This is a genomic window from Wolbachia endosymbiont of Listronotus oregonensis, from assembly GCF_031205055.1.
Lineage (GTDB): Bacteria > Pseudomonadota > Alphaproteobacteria > Rickettsiales > Anaplasmataceae > Wolbachia.
Genome location: NZ_CP102118.1, coordinates 1,459,404 through 1,481,298, shown reverse-complemented (window position 1 = coordinate 1,481,298; position 21,895 = coordinate 1,459,404). Strand labels below are relative to the sequence as shown.

Genomic DNA, 21,895 nt, shown 5'->3' with positions numbered 1-21,895 from the left:
TTAACGTGTTAGCCTGCATATAGTATAATCTTTTGTTTGAGCAAGAGCGGTTTTATACCATCCATCAAGAAGTGTTAAGTTGAAATATACATCACCTTTATAAAGTCTGTGAATTTCTGTTATGATAAACTCTGAGATTAGATCATACTCCAAAAAAAGGTGCGCTATTTGTGCTCCACCAATCATAAAGACTTTAGAACTACTTTGGATTGACAAAAACTCTTGCATAGAAGAAATAATAGTGCACTTTATACCTCTATTAAAACAAGAACTTAACTTGTTACGAGAAAAAACAACAGGGATACGATCCTTCAATATGTTTTGGGGTACTATTTCAAATGTTTTTCTTCCCATAACAATAACTTGTTTGTCAGTCACCTGACGAAAATGATCTAACTCACTTGGATAATGCCAGGGCAATCCATTATTTATTCCAATTACCCCCTTGGGATCAACAGCCATAATTCCGATAACTATCATCCCTGTAAAGCAGCTTGAGCTGCAAAAAATCGCATGTGATCACGCACATTATGCACTCGAAGGAAATCAACCTTGTTGTGCAATGCAGATGATAAAGCAATTGTTTCTAAATCTCGGTTAAAGACAGGTTCTGTAGAAAAAGAAGAAATAAATGACTTTCTAGAATGGCCAACCAGAACTTTGCAGCCAAAATTTTGTAACGTTTCTATACTGCGTAAAATCTGGATATTCTGGTACATAGATTTGCCAAAACCAATACCAGGATCAATAATGATCGAGCTTTGATCAAAACCTAGAGCTAGTAATCTATTAATGTTCCTTTCTGCCCAATTATTTATGTTATCAATTGGATCAATGTCACTTGGGATAATGTTGTCTCTATGTGGTGGTATGGAAAGTGAGTGCATAATAACGATGCCACATCCACTGCTAGCAATTGCTTTTAAGGTATTATCATCTAGATCTCCCTTCTGATCGTTTACCCAGGCAATGTTGTAGTGCTCCAAAACGTTCAAAATAACATCTGGCCAGAAACTATCAATGCTGACTTTAATATCGCCAGCTTTCATATAATCGCTAAGATTATCAAGTACTGGCTTTAGACGTGCATACTCTTCCTCTGGGATCTGCATTAAAGATCCAGGTCTTGTTGATTGAGCACCAAGTTCAACTATGCTTGCACCATCTGATAACAGCCGCAGTGCCTGCTTGGTTGCTTGATCTGAATCATAATAAAGACCACCATCTGAAAATGAATCAGGAGTAATATTGACAATACCTACAAGTTCTGGTGAAAGCGTAAAACTCCTTAAAAAGCAATCCTTAATGTTAGGGTTAACAGTACCAAACGTTTTGTTAACTACTGCCATGGGGCTCAGCATTGCCATCAAGTGAAGCAAAAATGGTCTGTTTATCAATTCTGGGTGAGGAATTCTAAGGTAGGGTGTATCGAGCGTTAGATCATCCCATAACAAAATATCCAAATCAATAACGCGAGGTGCCCACTTTTCATAGACCTGCGAACGGCCAATATCACACTCAATTTGTTTTAGACCTTTTAATAGCTCTTCGGGAGAAGAAGAACAACTTCCATAGACAATCATGTTGAGAAATGGCTTATCCCACTCAGGTGGAGCACCGTTTGGTAAAATGGCCTTAGTTTCTAGAATGATCGAAGACTTTAAATCTTTAAAATAGCGTTCCTTTAGTAACTGAGCAGCCCTTTGTAAATGGGAAAAGCGATTTCCTATATTTGAGCCAATAGAAATATAGATCATTAGTTATCTTCCTGTTCTTGTAATGTATTACAATAAGTAAAGAGAACACCTCCATGCACACCGGGAACGGGTGGTGCAACTTTGTGAGTAGTCACTCTTATGGAAGAAATAATATGTTTTTTTTGCACCAAAAGATTATTAATGGCTCTGTATATATCATGGGTTAAGTGCTCGATTAAATTGAATTGCTTGCTTTGAACGAGAGATTGAATACTCTGAACTACCTCCAAGTAGCATATAGTATCCTCAAGCCGGTCAGTTGTAAGTCCTAAAGGGGGGATTTAAAGGTAAAATCAATATTAACACTAACTAATTGAGAATGAAACTTCTCTTCTGCACTACATCCTAAATGAACCCAAAGCCGCAGGTCAGATATAAGAAGATTACATTGCATTTTAATATCACTGAGTTTAATCTACTTACAATTAATGACACACACTAGCGTTCATCATCCCGTCAAGAAAACCCCACAAGAGTTTTGCTCCTTTTTTAGCGCCTTGCATGGCTTTCTCTTGCTCTTCTTCGCTTAAGTCTGCAATAAGATTTGCACATTCCTCAGAATGCCATTCATCAGCATGCATATGAACCGTAAAAAATTGAAGAGAACGCTCATCACTTATTGAATAGTGTTTTTTTAAACCTTCAATTTTAGACTTAGAAACCTCTGGAGTTTGACGTTCATAAGCATAAAGTGCACCCAAACCGGAAGCAAAGTCTGATCGTACAATATCAAAGTAACCATCAACTAACTCCTGTGTCTCTTTAATCTGTGCATCCTTATGGAGATCAGACCGTGTTACACCAAGCCCTTCAGCAAAACGTTTCCATAACTCTGGGTGATTTTCATCACCTTGTTCTTCTTCTATCAAATTACCAAGCAAAACCTGTCGCATTTTTAGATCTGGGCACAAAAAATGTATACCACTGATATAACGAGGAAACGCAGCAACGTGGTGATAATATTCTTTAGCATAGGTTTGTAAAGCTTGCAAGCTTAAGCTTCCTGTATTCCATGATTGGTAGAATGGATGATTTAGTAAGTGCAACTCATCTAACTTATTATTCAAAGATTTAGTAAATTCCATTATTTCCTCTATTATATCAACATATAATTCATATACTATAGTTTTCTCATTGTTACGATCATGCTAAGATCAACACAATGGTGGGATTGGTAGGACTCGAACCTACGACCAATTCGTTATGAGCGAACTGCTCTAACCGACTGAGCTACAATCCCTTTTATCAATATTTATAATACACACAAAAGCAAATTTGTCTATTAGCTTATTTCACTATCAACCCAACTTAGCAAATCATTTGTTGCACCAATTTTGCGTGCAATTTCCTTACCATCTTGAAATATGATTAAAGTGGGTATAGATTGCACTCCATACTTACTTGGCACTTCAGTCCCTTCATCTATGTCGAACTTGCAGATCTTAATCTTGCCTTTTCTGTCTTTAGCCAACTGTTCAATACGCGGCATTAGACTTTTACATGGCCCACACCATTCTGCCCAAAAGTCTATCAGAACAAACCCTTTATAGTCAGTGACTTCAGATTTGAAATTTTGATCATTTACTGATATAATGTCATCACTCATAAAATACCTAAACTTAGAACGATTGCTTGTAAAATATAGCGCATCAATCAACAGTTAATCAACTAAATTCTTCTGAAAAATTGCCCTAAAGTGTCTTGCACAAACAAAAAACTTCTCACAAATGGTTATATCTGATGATTAAAGATATCCACGTTTTCCCAACCCATTAAGTCTAACTCAATGCGAGTAGGAAGAAATTCAAAGCACTTTTGGGCCAATTCTTTTCTATTTTCACGTTCCAACATTAAATCTAGCTTTTCCTTTATCTTATGGAGATACAAAACATCAGATGCAGCATAATTTTTTTGTTTGTCTGTCAAATTTTCATTTCCCCAATCAGAAGATTGCTGCTGCTTATTTAATTTGGTATCAAGTAGTTCTAAGCACAATTCTTTTAAGCTATGATTATCTGTGTAAGTGCGAACTAAACGTGAAGCTATTTTTGTGCAATAGCACGGAAGTGCCCAAATTTCCAAGTAATAACGTATTATGCTTACATCAAATCGCGCGAAGTGAAATATTTTAGTTATATTTTTATCCTCTAATATTTTTCTCAAATTTGGCGCTGTGTAATCGTTCTTGAGTTGAACTAAGTGAACGTTGCCATCATTAAAAGAGAGCTGCACAAGGCATAATCTATCTCTGCTATGAAGTAGCCCCATTGCCTCGGTATCAACAGCTATAGAACTTATATCATCTGGTATTGAACTAGCTGGCAAGTCGTCTTTATATAAAAATATTCCCATAAAATTAATACATTTTTTGGCACAATTGAAAACCTATGATAATCAAAAATGAGCCTTAAGTATACGAAAAGATCATAGAAGGAACCACGCAAATTTATGGGCTCTCACATTTTTCGTGTACACGGGGTTTACAAATCGCTGTATATGCCTATAATTAAGTAAATTTAGGTTAATTTAATTGCGGGAGTAGCTCAGTTGGTAGAGCGCAACCTTGCCAAGGTTGAGGTCGAGGGTTCGAACCCCTTCTCCCGCTCTTTACTTTCAAAATCATTTCGTCAAAAATCCCTTGACATATTTCGCCAGCGCCCTTATTATGACAATAAGGGTATTTATGACTCAAAACTTGTTTTTGACCTGCAGGCTCAATGACAAAATTCAGTAAAAAACTTAGGGTATTTATTGGCGGATTACATAAAATTATAGCGGCTGCATGTCTTTTTTATTTTTTCTACATTCAGCCAAATCGCGCTTATTTTAAGCGTTAGCACATTATTACAGCGCCACTTACAGTAATATAGAGTCAAAACTCGCTACTCGGGGCTTCTTTTGCCTTTTTTTTCATTTGGTAAATTTCTTAATGTTTATAGCTCAAAGAGAGGTGTCATTCCAGCACTTGATGCTGGAATCCAGGAATTTTATCAAGTATAAAAGTTATGTTAAAATGCACCATTTATGGAAAACTAGATCCCAGTGTCTGGGCACTGGGATGACGAGAAAGGAGCACTGGAATGACATCATAGAGACCGCTGGGATGACATCATAGGGGCGCTGGGATGACACCCTTTCCTAGATGGAGATAAATTACAATGTTTGTACAGTTATGGGATTGCGCAGTGGATGCAGTTTAACATAAAAAGCTTTGCTTTTTGAAATTTTGGGTTATACTTAGCTTAAGATATTCCAGTAGGAGGTTTATTGTGAATAGAAAGGAAGCTTTAAAAATATTAGGCTTTAGTCCAAGTGATAATCCAAGTGAATACGAAATTAGAAAAGCATATAGAAAATTAGCTCTTGAATATCATCCTGATAAACATTCAGGTGAGAGTAAGGATGTGCAAAAACAAAACGAGGAGAAATTTAAAGAATTAGGTGTTGCATATAACCTTTTCACTGGAAAAGATACGGAAGAAGTTACAAAACTGACTGATGAAAATTTAGATGAAATTAATTCTCCTGAAGATTTAAAGTTTTATCTATATGAGGCTATCTCAGAGGGAAATACAGCATTTCTGAAAAAACTTTTTTCCAAGTTCAAGAGCAGTAAAGATGGAAAATTTGGTGATTATATTAATGATAATATATATGCCTATCCAGCACTGATGCTTTCTGTGCTTAAAGGGGGGGGGGAACATTAAAATTATAAAGCTACTCTTGGAAAATGGTGCTAATTGTAACGTACAAGACGAATACGGTGACACTGCGTTACATCAGGCTTGTAGTGGCTGTTATGATGAAGTTGTAGAATTACTCCTGAAACATGGTGTTAACCCTAATATACAAAGAAAAAATGGTGACACTGCATTATTTGCCCATATTATGTTTGGGTTACCCCGTAATGCGGATAGTAAAATTACGGAACTACTTCTGAAACATGGTGCTGATCCGAACATAAAAAACGATAACGGTGATTCTACATTATACTGGGCGTGTTATCGCAGGAATAGCAAGGTTGTAGAGTTGCTATTAAAGTACGGTGCTGACCCTCTTGCCAACAGTAATTCTGCACTATACTCAGCATTTCGAAAGTGGTACAACGAAATTATAGAGTTATTACTGCAATATCGTGCAGACCCTAACGTTATATTAGGTAGTGCTTGCAGAGGAGGTGACGTTAATCTTGTAGAACTGCTTTTAAAATATGGTGCAGATCCTAAAGGAAAGGTTTATGACTGTGATACGGGTGGCCTAATAGAGCTAACTTCTGCATCTTTCAGAAACAGTAAAGTTAAAGTGCTACTAGCACAATATAGTGGTGTTGAGAAGCACTACCTGCGTAATCGAACAATAGAAGCTCTGGTCTGTTGCTGTTTTGCAGCAGGTTTTACTGCCTTAGGTGTTATGTATTCCCCTTGGTGCTTTATACCAGCAGTAATTTGTGCCATTTTTACATGTCTTGCTGTAAGAGGTATTGTGAAGGCAGCATTTCTCACAGAAACAAAAGAACCTTCTCCTGAATTTGCTGAAGTTATTACTGAAAAAGTAGTAAATAATGTTGAGCTAAATGCTGAGGACAATCTAAAAGAATTGACAATGCATTAGCTTAATCACAACTGTACGAGCATTGTTATTTAAGAGCAATCTCTACCAAGAAGGGTGTCATTCAAGTAGCTGACACTGGAATAACGTCCTCCTTTGTCATCCAAGTACCCTCTTCTTGTCATTCCAGTGCTTGGCACTGGAATCCAGGAATTTTATCAAGTATAAAAGTTATGTTAAAATGCACCATTTATGAAAAACTAGATCCCAGTGTCTGGGCACTGGGATGACATCATAGGGGCGCTGGGATGACACCCTTTCCTAGATGGAGATAAATTACAATGTTTGTACAGTTATGGGATTGCGCAGTGGATGCAGTTTAACATAAAAAGCTTTGCTTTTTGAAATTTTGGGTTATACTTAGCTTAAGATATTCCAGTAGGAGGTTTATTGTGAATAGAAAGGAAGCTTTAAAAATATTAGGCTTTAGTCCAAGTGATAATCCAAGTGAATACGAAATTAGAAAAGCATATAGAAAATTAGCTCTTGAATATCATCCTGATAAACATTCAAGTGCAAGTGAGGATGTGCAAAAATACAACGAGGAGAAATTTAAAGAATTAGGTGCTGCATATGACCTTCTCACTGGAAAAGATACGGAAGAAGTTACAAAACTGACTGATGAAAATTTAGATGAAATTAATTCTCCTGAAGATTTAAAGTTTTATCTATATGAGGCTATCTCAGAGGGAAATACAGCATTTCTGAAAAAACTTTTTTCCAAGTTCAAGAGCAGTAAAGATGGAAAATTTGGTGATTATATTAATGATAATATATATGCCTATCCAGCACTGATACTTGCTATAAAAGAAGGAGGGAACATTGAAATTATAAAGCTATTCTTGGAAAATGGTGCTAATTGTGACACGCAGGACAAACAAGGTTGTACTGCGTTACACAAGGCCTGTAATAAATGTTATAATGAAATCATAGAATTACTCCTGGAGCGTGGTGCTGACCCTAATAAAAGAGATCAAGAAGGTAAATCACCACTTCATTATGCTATTTATAGTTGTTGTGGCATTGCTCGTCATAAAGCTGTGGAATTACTTTTGGGTAAAGGCGCTCATCTTAATATGCAAGATAATCAAGGTAAGGCACCACTGCACTATTTGTGCAGTGGACATTTTTTCGGCGGTAGCGTTGAAATTGCGAAATTACTTCTAAAAAAAGGGGCTGATCCAGGTTTGAAGGATAAAGATGGCAAAAAACCAGTGGACTGTGTTGCTGGTGCTAGCAGTGATGCTGGAGAAATGTTTGGTGCTATTAATTATGAGAAAGCATTCTGGATTGGGTGTGCTACGCTATTAACTACAGCAGGTAGTATTGCCTTGATTTCTGGGGTTGCAGACGCGTACATAGGTAAAGTTTGGTGTTCTACTCTTGCAGTAGGTATGGCTGCTGTTGCATTATGTAGTGCGTGCTGTGCAATAAAAATTATGTTCTTTTCAAGACCCTCAACTGAGTTTACTGAAGCTAGGGCAGAGTTTCTTAATAGTCAATCACCAAATCCAGCAGGTGCAGCTTAATAATTATAGCTAAAGTAATCTAGGTTTACCGTCATTCCGCTACTTGTTAGCGGAATCTATGCTGGGATACCGCGAATGAATCGCGGTATGACGGTTAAGTAATTCGTCATCCCGCTACGTGTTAGCGGCTAAGAGATACCACGGCGGTATGACGTAGAATTGCTGTCATCCCGCTGCTTGTTAGCGGATGAGATACCGTGACAGTATGACGGTTCGCGGCGGTATGACGTAGGATTGCTGTCATTCCGCTACGTGTTAGCGGGATCTAGAGATACCGTGACGGTATGACGTAGGGGTTGCCGAGAACTTGTCATTCCAGTGCTTGACACTGGCATCCAGTTTTCTTTATAATTTCCTTTGTGAAAGAACAAAAGTGCTTATTTGTAACCATAGCTGGCTTACCAAATGCTGGGAAGTCTACATTAATTAACAGCATCATAGGCAAGAAAATTGCAATTGTTACACCCAAAGTGCAAACAACAAGGACGCAAATAAGGGGTATTGCAACATGCAACAACACACAAATTGTCTTTACTGACTCCCCAGGAATTTTCTCAGCAGAAACAAAACTTGAAAAAGCTTTAGTCAAATCTGCATGGTCAGCAATCAAGGGTGATGACATCACTTTGTTACTTGTTGATGTAAGCAATTATTTGAAAAATATAGAAAGAATTAAGACTATATTTACGCGGCTGCAGCGCACAAAAGGCAGATGCATTTTGGTTATCAATAAAACTGATTTGGTAAAAAGGCCAGAACTCAAGATGGCGCATGAGCATCTGAATTTGCTTTATAAATTTGAAAAAGTTTTTACGATATCAGCATTAAAGAATGATGGACTTTCTGATTTGATGAATTACTTGTCTGAAGTTGCACCGGTGAGCCCTTGGTTTTATGAAGAAGATCAAATAACCGATTCCTCGACAAATTTTTTATCAGCAGAAATTACGAGAGAAAAATTATTCTTGAACTTGCGTGAAGAATTGCCATACTCTACAGCTGTTATAACTGAACAATTTGAGGAAAAAAAAGATAAGAGTTTAGTCATCAAACAGATCATATTCGTGTTGAAAGATAGTCATAAAAAAATAGTGCTAGGGAAAGATGGCAGTAATATTAAAAAAATTAATATCGAAGCACGTGCTGAACTAGAAAAATTATTTGAGTGCAAGGTTCACCTCTTTTTGTTCGTAAAAGTGCGACCTTGGATCGACCGTCCTGAGGAGTATATAGGCAATGCTTAATTCTTTGTTAGTATTTGATATTGAAACTATACCAGATGTAAATTCCTGCAAAAATTTACTCAATATTAGTGATGATAGTAGTGTAGAAGAGAAAAGGGATGCATTAACAAAATACCACCTGGAAATAACAAACGGGCAAAACTCTTTTCTGCGTCAGCCCTTCCACCAAATTGTAGTTATCAGTTTTTTACTTTGCAATATAAGCCACCAGAGCGGTTATGAGGTGTTCACACTGCAAGAAATAAGATCTGGAGGCACACTAAATTCCAGTGAAAAGGAGCTAGTGAAAGGATTTTTTAACTACATATCAGAGAAAAAGCCAAGATTAGTTTCGTTCAACGGACGCACTTTTGATATACCAGTACTGAAGTATCGTGCTATGGTCCATGGCATTCAAGCAGAATACTTTCATAAAGCTGGTGATAAGTGGAATAGTTACAATCAGAGATATAGTAGTGATTGGCATTGTGACTTACTTGAAACCCTCTCTGATTTTGGAGCCTCTGCAAGAGTAAAAATGAACGAAGTTTGTGCAGCATTTAACCTTCCTGGCAAGATTGGAGTTGATGGGTCACAAGTTATGGGCTTATATGATAGCGGCAAGATACAAGAGATTCGAGATTATTGTGAAACAGATGTGATTAACACTTATTTGATTTACTTGAGGTTCATGCATCATCAGGGAAGGATTACTACTGAAAGCTACAACAAAAGCGTGGAAGAGCTGCTTTTAGAGTGCGAAAAAAAAGAACATCTAAAAAAATTTAAAGAGGAATGGTTGTGGTGGAAATTTTTATATTGAATTTAAATGAATAGATGTTATGGAGCAATCTAATAATTGCTCCATAGTAATAGTTATAAACTCCTTGCAGTAGACAAGTAATTCTCATATGCTATCTTGCTTTGCACAACTTCTGCTTGTTCAATCTGAGAAGAATTTTTATTTTTTACTTCTTCGAAAAAATTTGACCCACCAAAAATATAATTTACTGCATTGGCAGCGTAATATTGAGCATTACCTAAAACTGCAGAGTTAATTCGATTTAATATCCTAACAGGATAGTAAAAGAGAGATACGTTATTATTTGATCGAAAATCACTTTCATCCATCCTATAAACGGCCTCATGATAACCATCTATTCCATGCAAATAACTTACTAGACTAGAATATCTTTCTGGTGTCGATACTCTTAATTGTGCACCTACGTGAGCATAACCAAACGAACCAGGGCACAATGCTGGCACTGGATCTCGCTGATGGTGAGTGACCCTTATGGTTTTTTCCTGAAGAGCGTCATTATAAATTTCACTGGCAGTCAGGTCAAAAACCCTTGGATCAGCAAAAGTTGCAACATGAACATCTTCAGCGCCTTCTGTTTTGTTGAGGCATAAAGCAGCTATCTTAGCAATAGCTCCTCCCATACTGTGACCTGTGAGATTGATTTTAAAATCTTTGATTTCTGATCCTTGTTTTTCAGCATGAGATTTCAAAATGCCATAAAGATTAGGCCATGAATCTGTAAATGAATTATAAAAACCACGATGAATTCTTCCACCGTCAGGTAAAAGTTCTGAAGTAGTAAAAGATGCATTTAGATCAGTGATTGCATCATTTAAGCCACGAGTACCGTGGTAAGCTATTGTTATTTCTTCACCTTTTATGAAAACATACCCAGCATCTTCTTCGAAACTATTACCAAATGGAATGATTTTATAACCTTCGCTAAAAAGTTCAGCTCTAGTTTTATACATTTTTTTAAATTCAAAAATAATATCCTCAGAAGGATTAGTTTCTTTGTGCATTCTCCCATCTGCTTCAATAGCTATAAAATCTTCCTCACTTACATTTTTACAAGTTAATATATGATGTTTTTTTTCATCTAACTTATCGTCACTATCACCATAGCTTATTTTACAGAAATTACTCATTTCCAATAATTTCTCTTTATCAAACCCTGCAATTTCTGCGATACTTTCATCTATCTGGTAAGCAGAAGGTAAAGAATGTGGTTCATTTGGGTCAGCAGGATTTATAAATTCATAATCTTCAATGATCTCAAACTCATCATCCACCTTATATTTGCCGTTATCTGCTAAGATGGAGCTTGATTGTTCAACATCACCTAATTGTGAATCTATACTACTTGCACTAGTACCTGTGGTGCTAAACCAATTGCGTAAAAAACTAAAATCCATAACTACCTCAATCTACTATCAGCTAAACAATTTATTTAACTATAATGTAGATTGATATTATTGTCAATAGTATTTTCTATAATCTTTCTATTGCTAGAATAAAAAAATTTTACTTCCATAGAATAAATAGTAGAGTTATAATGCACTAGTAAGCAAAAAATATTAACCTTTGTGCTAAATTTTGGTTAATATAAACGTTAGGCATATTAAAAAAGTTGTTTTTAAGGTGTTGCACTTTACTTTTGTTTTCGCTATAAGATTGCTTTAAGTTGAATTTTCAACATTTTTATATATTTACATTTAAGACAATGATTTCGAAATTTTTTGGGGGCACTTCATGAAAAAATCTATTTATACTAGAACTGCTCTAGTTTCTTTATTAACTTTATGTTCTTTCAGCAGTTTTGCAGCTGACTTTCCTGATGAGAGTATGAAGGAAATAAAAAAGCAAGAGAGCACAAAAACTTCTGGAAAAACAGAAGTTATGAAAACATCAAATAAAAAACTGAAAGAAAAGATGGACAGAATATGTAATGCTGATCCAAGAAAAAAGCTGAAGAGCTTAAGAAAAAAGAGGAGCTAAGATTAGCAGCCGAGCAGAAGAAAAAAGAGGAGATCAGGCTAGCAAATGAGAAAAAAGCAAAGCTTATAGAGGATTCAAAAGCGAAAGCTCTAAATGCTAAGAATTCTAATATAGAAAAAGGTAAAGTTTCAAAAACTAAGGCTTCTAAAACTAAGAATGCTAAAATTAAAGCTAAAGATGTAAAGAAGGATGTAAAAGTTGTTAACAAAAATACAGAGGAAAAAGGTAAGGCAAGTCCTGTTGTTTCAGTTGGTGGAGTTGATATTATCGACACCAACCAAGGAAAAGATGGCTTAAGAATAACTTTTGGTGGTGTTGTTGATGCTCAAAGCTATGGCAAAGCAGGGCCAAGTGGTGAAGAGTATAAACGTTACAACGTTATGCCAAACAGATCTATAGAGTATTATACTGCCCCTCAGGATAAGATACAAGGAGCAAATCCCGTATTCCCTAGTGGAATAGGAAATATTGGTGATTACAGCAACGATATGGGTATGACTGCTGATGCGATATTACACCTCAGAGCAGAAAATAAAAATGAAGATTTAGGTCTTCTTTATGGTGCTGACGTGCAATTTCACGTCCCAGTTACAGAAGGCAAAGGGGCTTCACAGGGTGTTTACGCTGCAAGGAGCAGGAGTGCACATGTATTTTTAAATTCAAAACATGGTGATCTAAAGCTTGGTTATCAATTTGGTCCTGAGGCTCTGATGAGACTTGATGCAACAAGAATTGCAACTGTTGACGGAGCTGCAGATAGTGACTGGTTCAGAAAAGTGAACTTAGAAGGAAGCGCTGCGAGCTTTCCATTTTATGTAACACCACGTCTTTACACTGAAAGTTTTTCGAGTGAAAGTGAAAAATTCTCTTTCCGCATGGCAGGGAAATACAACAAAGATGTTATGACTACACTGCCATTTAGAGTTGCTTACTACTCACCAAATTATATGGGCGCAAGATTTGGTATCAGCTACTCACCTCGTTATGATAGTAGCTTGTTTACTGTAAAAGAAACAGTTCCTTTCAAGGATAGTACAGATAATGATAAAATAAAACATAAGGAAGAGATAAAACATGTCGGTCCAGACTATGAGCACATAATAAGTGCTGGTGCATCATATGAATATGACTTTGATAAATATAAGGTGAAAGTTAAAACTTCTGCAGTTGGTGAGTATGGTCAAGCAAAAAACCAAGTAAAGATAAGCATCTTTATAAGGAATTTGTAGAGTACAATGACCTTATGGGTGTTAATTTGGGTGTAAGCGCTGATTATAAGATTAATGAGGATCAAGGCATAAAATTTGCTGCCTCTTTTGCATATCTGGGCAAATCTGGTCAACCAAAAGGTATTGAAATACTGACAAAAGATGCTAATAATAAAATTGAAAAATATGAACTGCTTCCTGATGCTAACAAAAGAATGAAAGGGCTGAAAGCTCAATTTGGTGAAGATAGTATGGACACCATGTATTGGACTGTAGGAGCTGGCTATCAATATGAGAATATCTACACAAGTTTGACGTACTTTGGTAGCAGAATGAATGATGGAGATATGCTTCACGATGGCGCACTTGGCGTTCAATATGATCTATCTCCTGCATGCAGTAAGAGCAAATTTGTTCCTTACGCAGCTCTCCATTATTTTATGACTAACGAGAAACAAAACGCAAATCATAAGATTACAAAAGCAGGTAGTACCACAGAAGAGGCACCTTCTAACCAAGGAATTCTCCTTCTTACTGGTGTGAAGTTTTCTTTCTAACCAGCTAGTACACACCACAATTTAATGTGGTGTGTATCTTATTTGTTAGTGTTTATTTGTCAATCAAATAAACATATAGTGTCCTCTCTCCTGTCATCCCAGTGCGTGACACTGGGATCTAAGTTATATGCAAAATTATTACGTTTACATACTTGCAAGCAAGAATAATCGAACTTTATATACAGGTATAACATCAAATCTGATTAAATGAATCTGGGAACATAAGAGTAAAGTTATTTCTGGCTTTACATCAAAATACAATGTACATAAATTAGTTCATTTTGAAGAATTTCAAGATATAAATTCAGCTCTTAATAGAGAAAGACTGTTAAAAAGTTGGAAAAGAAAATGGAAGACTGATTTGATCGAAAAAGAAAATCCAAATTGGGTAGATTTATATGATAACATAGTCAGGTAAAATTAGATCCCAGTGTCACGCACTGGGATGACACCCTATGGTTACTGGAATGACACCCTATGGTTACTGGAATGACACCCTATGGTTACTGGGATGACACTCTATAGCTACTCAGATGACGGGAAAAGAACACACTGGCTTATCTACTAGCCGTATAGCTACTTTCAAATTCAATCAATTAAACAGGAGGCCCCTATGCAAACCACACTAAAAAATCATTTAGCTGGAGAATTACTTACCACTGCTACGTGCTGGAAATTAACGCTTGCAGGTGGAGAAGTAATGGGATTCACTGACTATGATGAAGATTTAAATATTAATAATATACTCTATAAATCTTCAAGTGGATTTACAGCCAGTAGTATAATATTAAACAGCGATTTAAAAACTGATAATCTAGAAATTGAAGGGATATTAAATAGTGGTGATATTAAAGAAGAAGATGTTTTATCAGGAAAGTACGACTTTGCAAATATTGAAATATTTCTTGTGAATTATAAAGACTTGACCCAGGGAACAATGAATCTACATTCAGGAACTTTTGGTAAAGTGACATTAAGTAGTGGAAGATTTATTGTTGAAATTAGAGGGCTCTCAGCAAAGCTTGAGAGAAGCATAGCAGAATTATACTCTCCTGCATGCAGAGCACAATTTTGCGATGATAAATGCAAAGCCGATACTAAAAAATTTAGTAAAATAAGTACAATCACTAAAGTAATAGACGAAAGAAGATTTGAAGACACGAATTTAGCTGAGAGTGATGAATATTATAAGCACGGAGTAGTAAAATTCTTTGGCTCAACAGCATTTGAAGGTGTAGTAAAAGAATATAAAAATAAAGTAGTTACGTTGTTTACTTCGCCTCCATACCAAATTTCTGCTGGGGATAAATATTCAATACTCGCAGGTTGCGATAAAACATTTCCAACTTGCAGAAGCAAGTTTAACAATACTGTAAATTTTCGTGGTGAACCCTATATACCAGGTTTTTATATTGTTTAGCAGCACAATTTTCAATATTATGAATATGCATGGAAAGGTGGCTGAGTGGTCTAAAGCACACGCTTGGAAAGCGTGCACATATGAAAATATGTCGGGGGTTCGAATCCCCCTTTTCCGCATATTACTTCTAGAATGGTATAAAACCCTCGGTCGCGCGCGCAACTCTATTCCTATAGTGAGTAGCTCCCTCTTATCTCATTTATATCATATTTTTAACTTACCCAATAACATAAATTACTTTAGCTATGCTATAGCTAAAGTGACTTAGGTTTACCTACAATTTGAAAAACAACAAATTCGTCATTCCGCTACTAGTTAGCGGCTGAGATACCGCGAATGAATCGCGGTATGACGTAGGGAAACCTTTCTTGGGCTAGCTATATCAATAGCATTGCTTTAAAAAGAGTGCCCATATTTTCAGTCAACCTTAAGAATTCACTAAAGATCCTATTCCTTTGTTCATCACTTGCGCTTTTCATTAAAGCCTGGGTTCTTTCTTTTATGCCAAAAAGATATAAAAATTCTCTTTGAGTTAAAATCTCGCAATCTACGTGTTTTAATGAATCTTTTAATGCTTGAAAGTTCACAAGTGCAGTAATATCACTATTACCAACATTCTCAAGAAAATTAGCATACTTATGTTGTTTTATCGATTGCAAAGTGCTCTTATACGCGGGGTATACATAACCGTAATCTATAATCAAAGCAGCTCCTTTATTATTATGTATCTTCTTCTCAAGTTTTTTTAATATTTCAACCCCAGTTGAACATATTTCCACCACTGCACCATCGAAACTCCCTGTCATGCAAGTAGCTGACACTGGAATCCATGATTCTTTTTTTCTGGATTCCAGTGTCACGCACTGGCATGACACCAAGAGACTGCCATCATCTTGTTTTGTCACCCTATTTTCATACCACCCCTCATCACGATATACAAACTGATCTATCGGAAGAGCGTCAAAGAACTCATTTGCTAAAAAAATGGTTGGTTGTTCTGGTAGGTTGTCAATATCTTTGTGCCAATTAACACCTAAGCCTTTTAATTTTTCCTTTTGTATCTTCCGTAAAGTAGGGCTTATTTCAACTAAGTGGATCAACATTGAATTAAAAAAGCTGCTGTATTTTTTAGTGACTCTTATTATATCGTGAATGAGTGTTCCTTTGCCTGGCCCAAGTTCAACTAGAGAAAATTTTGATGGCTTTCCTAATTTTTCCCATGTATGCATTATCCAAACTGCAATTACTTCACCAAATAATTGGCTGATCTCAGGTGCAGTAGTAAAATCACCATCCTTACCAAGTGGTAATCTACTCGTATAATAGCCGTATTTTTCATGGTACAAAACGGCATTCATGAAATCACTGATGGATATTGATCCTTGACTTTTGTCAATTAATTCGTGTATATAAGTGAGCATGTTATTAATAAATGTTTAACTATAGCGTGCCATAATATAAAATAGTAGAGTATTTATATATATAGTATAAACTTAAGTTTGTGAGTAATAGTGCTTCAGTTATGGACGACAAAAACACCGATTATGTTGCCCTTATACCTCAAGATGATAGTATTGAATACAAATTTGAAGAAGCTGTCAATTTTATAGAAAACAAGGTTATAAATGCTGATGGACTAACTTTAGCGGAAGTGTTTCAAGTGCTAGTTCAAATGCTAGATGGTGATCTAGAATTGGTAAAAAAAGTACTAGCATATGCTAATATTATGGCAAAGCATGGAATGAAGGTAGCAAAAGAGTCGCAATTAAGCAGAGCTGATGTTCGCCGAGCTTTGGAAGGTAAAGAAAGTGTTGTCAATAGACAAGATTTTATAAAGAAACCACCTCTTCCACCTGCTATAAAATCGACCAAAAAGAAAAGTAGAGGTCTTTAGATGGCTGAATCTATAAAAAAATTTACTGTACAATGTGACTTCAAAGGACAAAGTTCACCTTTTGCAATATATATAGGAAATCCAAAAAGTGATGCTCATCCAATTCATCATCAAGATTCCTGGCTTGTAAAAGAACGTGGAGGGAATATCCCTAATAAAGTAAAAGAAAGTCTACAAAAATTATATAAACTATCTCAAGAAAATGGAGTCTCTTTCTCAGAGTTATGTGCGTATGCCATTACTGTGGTTAGTAATAATGATAAAAAAAGTGACGACAAGCAGTGAGATAGTTTAATCCCTCAATATTTCATTTATAGAGGTTTTCGATCTCGTCTTTTCATCCACTTTTTTTACTATAACTGCACAATAGGTTGAAATGTTATTTTTAGATGGAATAGACCCTGGTACCACTACAGAATAAGGTGGCACTTCGCCATAAAATACCTCGCTAGTTTCTCTATCAATAATCTTTGTTGATGCTCCAATAAACACACCCATGCCAAGGACTGATCCTTCTCTCACTACCACACCCTCGGCTACCTCGCTACGTGCTCCAATAAAGCAATTATCTTCTATAATGACAGGTGAAGCTTGAATAGGCTCAAGGACTCCACCTATTCCCACTCCACCGGAAATATGGCAGTTTTTTCCTATTTGCGCACAGCTACCAATCGTTGACCAGGTATCTATCATTGTTCCTGAATCAACATATGCACCAACGTTGATAAAACTTGGCATTAGAACAACATTTGTACCTATATAAGCAGATCGGCGGACAAAACACCCAGGAACTGCTCTAATTTTTAACTGGCGAAATTTCTCCTCATTCCATTCACTAAATTTGTTACCGATCTTGTCAAACCAGCAATTGGTATTGTCTATTATTTTGTTTTCTTCAGTGAGAAAATGTAATAATATTGCCTGCTTTATCCACTTATGTACTACCCATTCTCCACTTGATAGCTTTTCTGCTACTCTAATTTTGCCACTATCAAGGAGCTCAATTACCTCTTTAATTGCTATTCTTGCTGTTTCCTTTAGGTTACAGTCATTAAATTTTTCTCTATTTTTCCAAATATTTTCTATCTCACTTTGTGTTTTTTTTAGTTGCAAACCTTCCATTTGTTATATATATTAATATTAAATTTATAGCTCTGTATCATTTGAGCTTGTTACCACTTTATATGTAAGTGCTATGAAAATACAATGTAATAGTTGTACTAAAACTTACTTAGTATCTTCTGAGCAAATTGGTGCATTTGGAAGAAAGGTAAAGTGTACGAACTGCAATCATATATGGCATGAACATCTAGAAGAAGCGTCAAACAAATCGCACTCTGCTAATATACAGGAAAAAAAAATTAGTGGAAGGAATTTTTTACAAAATCTAGCATTTACCACTCTAGCTTTTGCAACAGCTACAGGGTTATGCGTCGTAATTGCTAATGGCATCTTTCCTAGAGAGATGAACAAAGCATACAAAACGATCAGTTCATATAAGGATTCAATAAGCTATAAATTAGGGTACAAAAAAGAACAAACAGAAAATCCAAATGTAAAAAAACTTGTTGTAAATAAGTTTTATCAAGACTACCTTTTTTATCTAATTTAAGATCTAGTTAAATAGGCATAAATCATCGCCGATATCGGTATCCAGTTCCTATAGCTACTCAGATGATGCAAATAGTATTAGGGTGACAGAGTCTTAAAAATAAGTTATTTTTTAGTAAAAAACAGCTCATGAGTATTAAAATTGCACCTTCTATACTTTCAGCAGACTTTGCAAAATTAGGAGAAGAAGTAAGAAAAATTAGCGATTTAGGTGTAGATTACATACACATAGACGTTATGGATGGGAATTTCGTTCCAAATATTACAATTGGTCCTAGCGTTGTCTCTGCAATACGTAAATATAGCAATCTTCCTTTTGATGTGCATTTAATGGTCAAATCTCCTGGTAACCACATTGAAAGCTTTATAAATGCTGGTGCTGATATTATCACTGTACATGCAGAAGCAGAGATACACCTTGAGAGGTTGATAAGAAAGATAAAGTCATACAAAAATGTAAACGACGCAAAAAAAACGATTCAAGCTGGAGTCTCAATTGTTCCTTCAACTTCCCCAAGTGTGCTTGAATACATAATACATGAGCTAGATATTGTGCTGATTATGACAGTCAACCCTGGCTTTGGAGGGCAGGAATTTATTCATTCACAGTTGAACAAGATATCTACTATAAAAAAAATGATACAGGAGCGTAATCTTAAAACACAAATTTCAGTAGATGGTGGAATTAACTTTTCTAACGCAACTGATATAATAAAAGCAGGTGCTGATATTTTAGTTGCGGGATCGGCGATATTCAAGGCTGAAGATATTAAGAAGGCCGTAAATGATCTTAAAAATCCATCGTGGTAATCCTATATAGCTAGTGCAGCCCTACGTCATACCGCGATTCATTCGCGGTATCTCAGCCGCTAACACGTAGCGGAATGTTGGCAAACCTAAGATCTTTAGCTAGTTAACACAAATTATTTCTATTATCTACCAATTTGAAAAAGTCTCTGGTCCAAGTAGTCAAGCTACTTGGATGACAAGAGGTAACGCAAGAAGTTTACTTTTAATAAAAGCCTGATGATGAATCATTATTACCAAATTTCGGCTTATTTCTGTTGCTGAAACCAGAACGAGGACGAGAAGGCTTCTTATGGTAACTTCCTCCAGGTTTTCTATTAAATGAATTATTGTAATAATTATCCCTGTCATTTGGACCATCTTTCCTTTCCTCGTTGTAAAGCTCACCTTCAAAAAACTCTCCCGTCTCTTGATCAACTCGACGTCTTGACAACTTTGGACACCCACCTTTTTCGAAGTCAATTACTAGTGCTTTGAAAGTATCATCTTGTTTAAGTATGCTCTCTATAGAATCTATGTGTTCATTAGCTACTTCACTTATGTGCATTTTTCCTTTTCTGCCATTAAGAAATTCAAGCTCTACAATAGACTTCTCTATTTTTACAACTTTGACATCAACTATAGAACCTTGTTCTAGTTCTGTTATTGAATCAATCATCATACTCTTTGCAATTTCAGCTTCAGTGCCACTCGTGGCAAAAACAGAAACTTTACCATCATCTCCTATTTCAATTTTTGCATTACTTCTTTCACACACACTGCGTATATTTTTTCCTTTAGCACCAATAGCTGCAGAAATTTTGTCTTTATCTATGTAAAATGATAACATCCTTGGTGCATGGTCTTTGACGTCATCACTGTGTTCTGAAATCACTGCATTCATTTTTTCTAAAATATGTAATCTTCCAGCTTTTGCCTGTTCTAAAGATTTTTCAACAATTTCAAAGCTTATACCAGAAATTTTCATATCCATTTGTAGTGCCGTAACCCCTTCACTAGTTCCTGCTACTTTAAAGTCCATATCACCAAGATAATCTTCATCACCCAATATATCGGAAAGTATCACATACTCGTCTTTATCTTTAATAAGGCCCATAGCAACTCCAGCAACAGGGGCCTTTATTGGCACACCCGTATCCATTAAAGCAAGAGAAGTCCCACAAACTGTTGCCATAGAAGAAGAACCATCAGACTCCAAAATTTCGGACACTACTCTTATTGTATAAGGAAATTCAGATTTATCGGGTAAAACAGGATGAATTGCTTTCCAAGCAAGTTTGCCATGACCGATTTCTCTTCTTCCTGGTGCACGTGCAGCAGAAGTTTCTCCAACAGCAAATGAGGGAAAGTTATAATGCAACATGAAATGCTCACGTCTATCCCCTTCAATATCATCCACAATTTGCTCATCTTGAGTAGTACCAAGAGCAGTAACAACCAATGCCTGAGTGTTGCCTCTTGTAAACAGCGCAGAACCGTGAGTTCTGGACAGAATATCAACTTCAACTTCTATCTGACGTATCTCATCATGCTTACGACCGTCTATCCTTACACCTTTCTTCCTAATTATTTCACGTACTAAAGATCTTTCAAAGTTTTTTACTGCATACGTAATTAACTTTTCATCTTTTCCAGTCTCTTTAAGAGTATTCAATATATTCTCCTGACCGCTTCTAGAGCTTGAACTCGCTCTTGTTTTACTGTTTGCGAATATGCTTTTTCAAAATCTTTACCGTATTTTTCGAGCTCTTGTGTTATATCTGATGTATCAACAGGAGCAAAGCTTTCAGGCTTATTGCCAACTGTATCAGCAAACTCTTTTATGAGCTTAATGACAGGTTTAAGGTGTTCATGGCCAAATTTTATTGCATTAAAAACATTTTCTTCAGAGAGCTCTTTCACTTCTGACTCAACCATTAAAATCGAATTTTCATCACCAGACAAAAACAGATCCAAGCTGCTTGCTTTCATCTCTTGAACAGAAGGGTTGAGTATATAGTTATTATTTTCATCACAACCAACTATCACTCCAGCTATAGTAAAGTGAAAAGGAACACCAGAAATCGCAAGAGCTGCAACAGCACCAATCAATGCTGGCACTTCAGGAGGATTGACTGTATCATAAGTTAATAGATTACACATCACACTAATTTCATCATGAAATCCTTCTGGAAAGAGTGGCCTTACACTCCTATCTATTACTCTTGAGATTAAAGTTTCTCTATCAGATGGCTTGCCTTCCCTTTTAAAAAAACCACCAGGGATCTTACCCATGGCATAGCTTTTTGCGATAAACTGCACATTTAAAGGTAGGAAATCAACGCTTTCTTCCTTCTTTTTACGTACAACAGTTACTAAAACAGAAGTATCACCGTAATTTACAACTACTGAACCATGAGCTTGGCGTGCTATTTTTCCTGTTTCTAAAGATAAGGTACGACCACCCCACTCTATAGATTTTTTTATAATTTTAAACATACT

At 36.1% G+C, this 21,895-nt stretch carries 20 protein-coding genes, 3 tRNA genes and 3 pseudogenes; 15 read left to right on the top strand and 11 right to left on the bottom strand.

Annotated features, from left to right (window positions below):
• From NMD99_RS07505 to NMD99_RS07475, 7 genes are all read right to left on the bottom strand, one after another.
• Window positions 1-480, bottom strand: coding sequence for a dihydrofolate reductase (locus NMD99_RS07505; RefSeq protein WP_264687902.1), 480 nt, complete (start codon window positions 478-480; stop codon window positions 1-3).
• On the bottom strand, window positions 477-1,757 hold the full coding sequence (folP, locus tag NMD99_RS07500) for a dihydropteroate synthase (protein WP_253309582.1): 1,281 nt from the start codon (window positions 1,755-1,757) through the stop codon (window positions 477-479). Before folP ends, NMD99_RS07505 begins: the two co-directional genes overlap by 4 nt.
• Window positions 1,757-1,987, bottom strand: a complete 231-nt coding sequence (locus tag NMD99_RS07495) for a dihydroneopterin aldolase (protein ID WP_309166083.1) — start codon at window positions 1,985-1,987, stop codon at window positions 1,757-1,759. The genes folP and NMD99_RS07495 overlap by 1 nt, the downstream gene beginning before the upstream one ends.
• A gap of 195 nt (window positions 1,988-2,182) precedes the next feature.
• Window positions 2,183-2,842 (bottom strand): CADD family putative folate metabolism protein, encoded by a 660-nt coding sequence (locus NMD99_RS07490; RefSeq protein WP_253309584.1) that lies wholly within the window; start codon window positions 2,840-2,842, stop codon window positions 2,183-2,185.
• A gap of 78 nt (window positions 2,843-2,920) precedes the next feature.
• A tRNA-Ile gene (locus tag NMD99_RS07485) sits at window positions 2,921-2,997 on the bottom strand.
• Window positions 2,998-3,039: 42 nt separating this feature from the next.
• Complete coding sequence (gene trxA / locus NMD99_RS07480; RefSeq protein ID WP_253309585.1) at window positions 3,040-3,363, bottom strand: thioredoxin; 324 nt, start codon at window positions 3,361-3,363, stop codon at window positions 3,040-3,042.
• A 125-nt stretch (window positions 3,364-3,488) separates the two neighbouring features.
• The gene (locus NMD99_RS07475) at window positions 3,489-4,109 is read right to left on the bottom strand and encodes a ribonuclease D (RefSeq protein ID WP_264687899.1); all 621 of its coding nucleotides are present in this window, start codon (window positions 4,107-4,109) and stop codon (window positions 3,489-3,491) included.
• A 180-nt stretch (window positions 4,110-4,289) separates the two neighbouring features.
• Between NMD99_RS07475 and NMD99_RS07470 the strand changes: the two genes are divergently transcribed.
• The 7 genes and pseudogenes from NMD99_RS07470 (at window position 4,290) to NMD99_RS07440 (ending at window position 9,950) form a co-directional block, all read left to right on the top strand.
• A tRNA-Gly gene (locus NMD99_RS07470) sits at window positions 4,290-4,362 on the top strand.
• A 324-nt stretch (window positions 4,363-4,686) separates the two neighbouring features.
• Entirely contained in the window at window positions 4,687-4,872 is a 186-nt protein-coding gene (locus NMD99_RS07465; RefSeq protein WP_309166081.1) for a hypothetical protein, read from the top strand.
• Between the two features lie 154 nt (window positions 4,873-5,026).
• Entirely contained in the window at window positions 5,027-5,464 is a 438-nt protein-coding gene (locus NMD99_RS08070) for a J domain-containing protein (RefSeq protein WP_373457548.1), read from the top strand.
• Window positions 5,465-5,480: 16 nt separating this feature from the next.
• A complete protein-coding gene (locus NMD99_RS07455; protein WP_309166080.1) occupies window positions 5,481-6,368 on the top strand; it encodes an ankyrin repeat domain-containing protein in 888 nt (295 codons plus the stop codon).
• Window positions 6,369-6,757: 389 nt separating this feature from the next.
• The gene (locus tag NMD99_RS07450; protein ID WP_253309587.1) at window positions 6,758-7,894 is read left to right on the top strand and encodes an ankyrin repeat domain-containing protein; all 1,137 of its coding nucleotides are present in this window, start codon (window positions 6,758-6,760) and stop codon (window positions 7,892-7,894) included.
• 359 nt (window positions 7,895-8,253) lie between these two features.
• Window positions 8,254-9,138 carry a GTPase Era gene (era, locus tag NMD99_RS07445; protein WP_253309588.1) on the top strand — a complete coding sequence of 295 codons (885 nt, stop codon included), beginning with the start codon at window positions 8,254-8,256 and terminating at the stop codon, window positions 9,136-9,138.
• Window positions 9,131-9,950, top strand: a pseudogene (locus NMD99_RS07440) (3'-5' exonuclease). The gene era and the pseudogene NMD99_RS07440 overlap by 8 nt, the downstream one beginning before the upstream one ends.
• Window positions 9,951-9,993: 43 nt before the next feature.
• Here NMD99_RS07440 and NMD99_RS07435 read toward each other — a convergent pair.
• On the bottom strand, window positions 9,994-11,334 hold the full coding sequence (locus tag NMD99_RS07435) for a lipase family protein (RefSeq protein WP_265016682.1): 1,341 nt from the start codon (window positions 11,332-11,334) through the stop codon (window positions 9,994-9,996).
• 337 nt (window positions 11,335-11,671) lie between these two features.
• On the opposite strand from NMD99_RS07435, the pseudogene NMD99_RS07430 reads away from it, so the two are divergent.
• From NMD99_RS07430 to NMD99_RS07415, 4 genes and pseudogenes are all read left to right on the top strand, one after another.
• Window positions 11,672-13,682, top strand: a pseudogene (locus NMD99_RS07430) (WD0745 family porin).
• A gap of 148 nt (window positions 13,683-13,830) precedes the next feature.
• Window positions 13,831-13,893 (top strand): GIY-YIG nuclease family protein, encoded by a 63-nt coding sequence (locus NMD99_RS08065; RefSeq protein ID WP_373457562.1) that lies wholly within the window; start codon window positions 13,831-13,833, stop codon window positions 13,891-13,893.
• A gap of 402 nt (window positions 13,894-14,295) precedes the next feature.
• Entirely contained in the window at window positions 14,296-15,102 is an 807-nt protein-coding gene (locus NMD99_RS07420) for a DUF2163 domain-containing protein (protein ID WP_264687893.1), read from the top strand.
• 31 nt (window positions 15,103-15,133) lie between these two features.
• Window positions 15,134-15,219: transfer RNA gene (locus tag NMD99_RS07415), tRNA-Ser, on the top strand.
• A gap of 260 nt (window positions 15,220-15,479) precedes the next feature.
• On the opposite strand, the gene NMD99_RS07410 is transcribed toward NMD99_RS07415, so the two are convergent.
• Window positions 15,480-16,523, bottom strand: coding sequence for a class I SAM-dependent methyltransferase (locus tag NMD99_RS07410; RefSeq protein ID WP_253309925.1), 1,044 nt, complete (start codon window positions 16,521-16,523; stop codon window positions 15,480-15,482).
• A gap of 101 nt (window positions 16,524-16,624) precedes the next feature.
• On the opposite strand from NMD99_RS07410, the gene NMD99_RS07405 reads away from it, so the two are divergent.
• Both NMD99_RS07405 and NMD99_RS07400 read left to right on the top strand, forming a co-directional pair.
• The gene (locus tag NMD99_RS07405; protein ID WP_353273101.1) at window positions 16,625-16,996 is read left to right on the top strand and encodes a hypothetical protein; all 372 of its coding nucleotides are present in this window, start codon (window positions 16,625-16,627) and stop codon (window positions 16,994-16,996) included.
• A complete protein-coding gene (locus NMD99_RS07400) occupies window positions 16,997-17,281 on the top strand; it encodes a DUF2610 domain-containing protein (RefSeq protein WP_007549418.1) in 285 nt (94 codons plus the stop codon).
• Window positions 17,282-17,287: 6 nt separating this feature from the next.
• On the opposite strand, the gene dapD is transcribed toward NMD99_RS07400, so the two are convergent.
• On the bottom strand, window positions 17,288-18,118 hold the full coding sequence (gene dapD / locus NMD99_RS07395; RefSeq protein WP_253309923.1) for a 2,3,4,5-tetrahydropyridine-2,6-dicarboxylate N-succinyltransferase: 831 nt from the start codon (window positions 18,116-18,118) through the stop codon (window positions 17,288-17,290).
• A gap of 73 nt (window positions 18,119-18,191) precedes the next feature.
• Between dapD and NMD99_RS07390 the strand changes: the two genes are divergently transcribed.
• Both NMD99_RS07390 and rpe read left to right on the top strand, forming a co-directional pair.
• Window positions 18,192-18,608 (top strand): zinc-ribbon domain-containing protein, encoded by a 417-nt coding sequence (locus tag NMD99_RS07390; protein ID WP_309166078.1) that lies wholly within the window; start codon window positions 18,192-18,194, stop codon window positions 18,606-18,608.
• A 128-nt stretch (window positions 18,609-18,736) separates the two neighbouring features.
• Window positions 18,737-19,417 (top strand): ribulose-phosphate 3-epimerase, encoded by a 681-nt coding sequence (rpe, locus tag NMD99_RS07385; protein WP_253309921.1) that lies wholly within the window; start codon window positions 18,737-18,739, stop codon window positions 19,415-19,417.
• A gap of 202 nt (window positions 19,418-19,619) precedes the next feature.
• Here the strand turns inward: rpe and pnp are convergent.
• Window positions 19,620-21,892: pseudogene (gene pnp / locus NMD99_RS07380) on the bottom strand (polyribonucleotide nucleotidyltransferase).
• Window positions 21,893-21,895 lie beyond the last annotated feature (3 nt).

Coding starts and splice junctions, on each gene's coding strand:
- NMD99_RS07390 (WP_309166078.1), top strand. CDS start 18,192: ATGAAAATACAATGTAATAGTTGTACTAAAACTTACTTAGTATCTTCT.
- dapD (WP_253309923.1), bottom strand. CDS start 18,118: ATGGAAGGTTTGCAACTAAAAAAAACACAAAGTGAGATAGAAAATATT.
- trxA (WP_253309585.1), bottom strand. CDS start 3,363: ATGAGTGATGACATTATATCAGTAAATGATCAAAATTTCAAATCTGAA.
- folP (WP_253309582.1), bottom strand. CDS start 1,757: ATGATCTATATTTCTATTGGCTCAAATATAGGAAATCGCTTTTCCCAT.
- NMD99_RS07490 (WP_253309584.1), bottom strand. CDS start 2,842: ATGGAATTTACTAAATCTTTGAATAATAAGTTAGATGAGTTGCACTTA.
- NMD99_RS07400 (WP_007549418.1), top strand. CDS start 16,997: ATGGCTGAATCTATAAAAAAATTTACTGTACAATGTGACTTCAAAGGA.
- NMD99_RS07410 (WP_253309925.1), bottom strand. CDS start 16,523: ATGCTCACTTATATACACGAATTAATTGACAAAAGTCAAGGATCAATA.
- NMD99_RS07405 (WP_353273101.1), top strand. CDS start 16,625: ATGGACGACAAAAACACCGATTATGTTGCCCTTATACCTCAAGATGAT.
- rpe (WP_253309921.1), top strand. CDS start 18,737: ATGAGTATTAAAATTGCACCTTCTATACTTTCAGCAGACTTTGCAAAA.
- NMD99_RS07420 (WP_264687893.1), top strand. CDS start 14,296: ATGCAAACCACACTAAAAAATCATTTAGCTGGAGAATTACTTACCACT.
- NMD99_RS07505 (WP_264687902.1), bottom strand. CDS start 480: ATGATAGTTATCGGAATTATGGCTGTTGATCCCAAGGGGGTAATTGGA.
- NMD99_RS07465 (WP_309166081.1), top strand. CDS start 4,687: ATGTTTATAGCTCAAAGAGAGGTGTCATTCCAGCACTTGATGCTGGAA.
- NMD99_RS07435 (WP_265016682.1), bottom strand. CDS start 11,334: ATGGATTTTAGTTTTTTACGCAATTGGTTTAGCACCACAGGTACTAGT.
- NMD99_RS07475 (WP_264687899.1), bottom strand. CDS start 4,109: ATGGGAATATTTTTATATAAAGACGACTTGCCAGCTAGTTCAATACCA.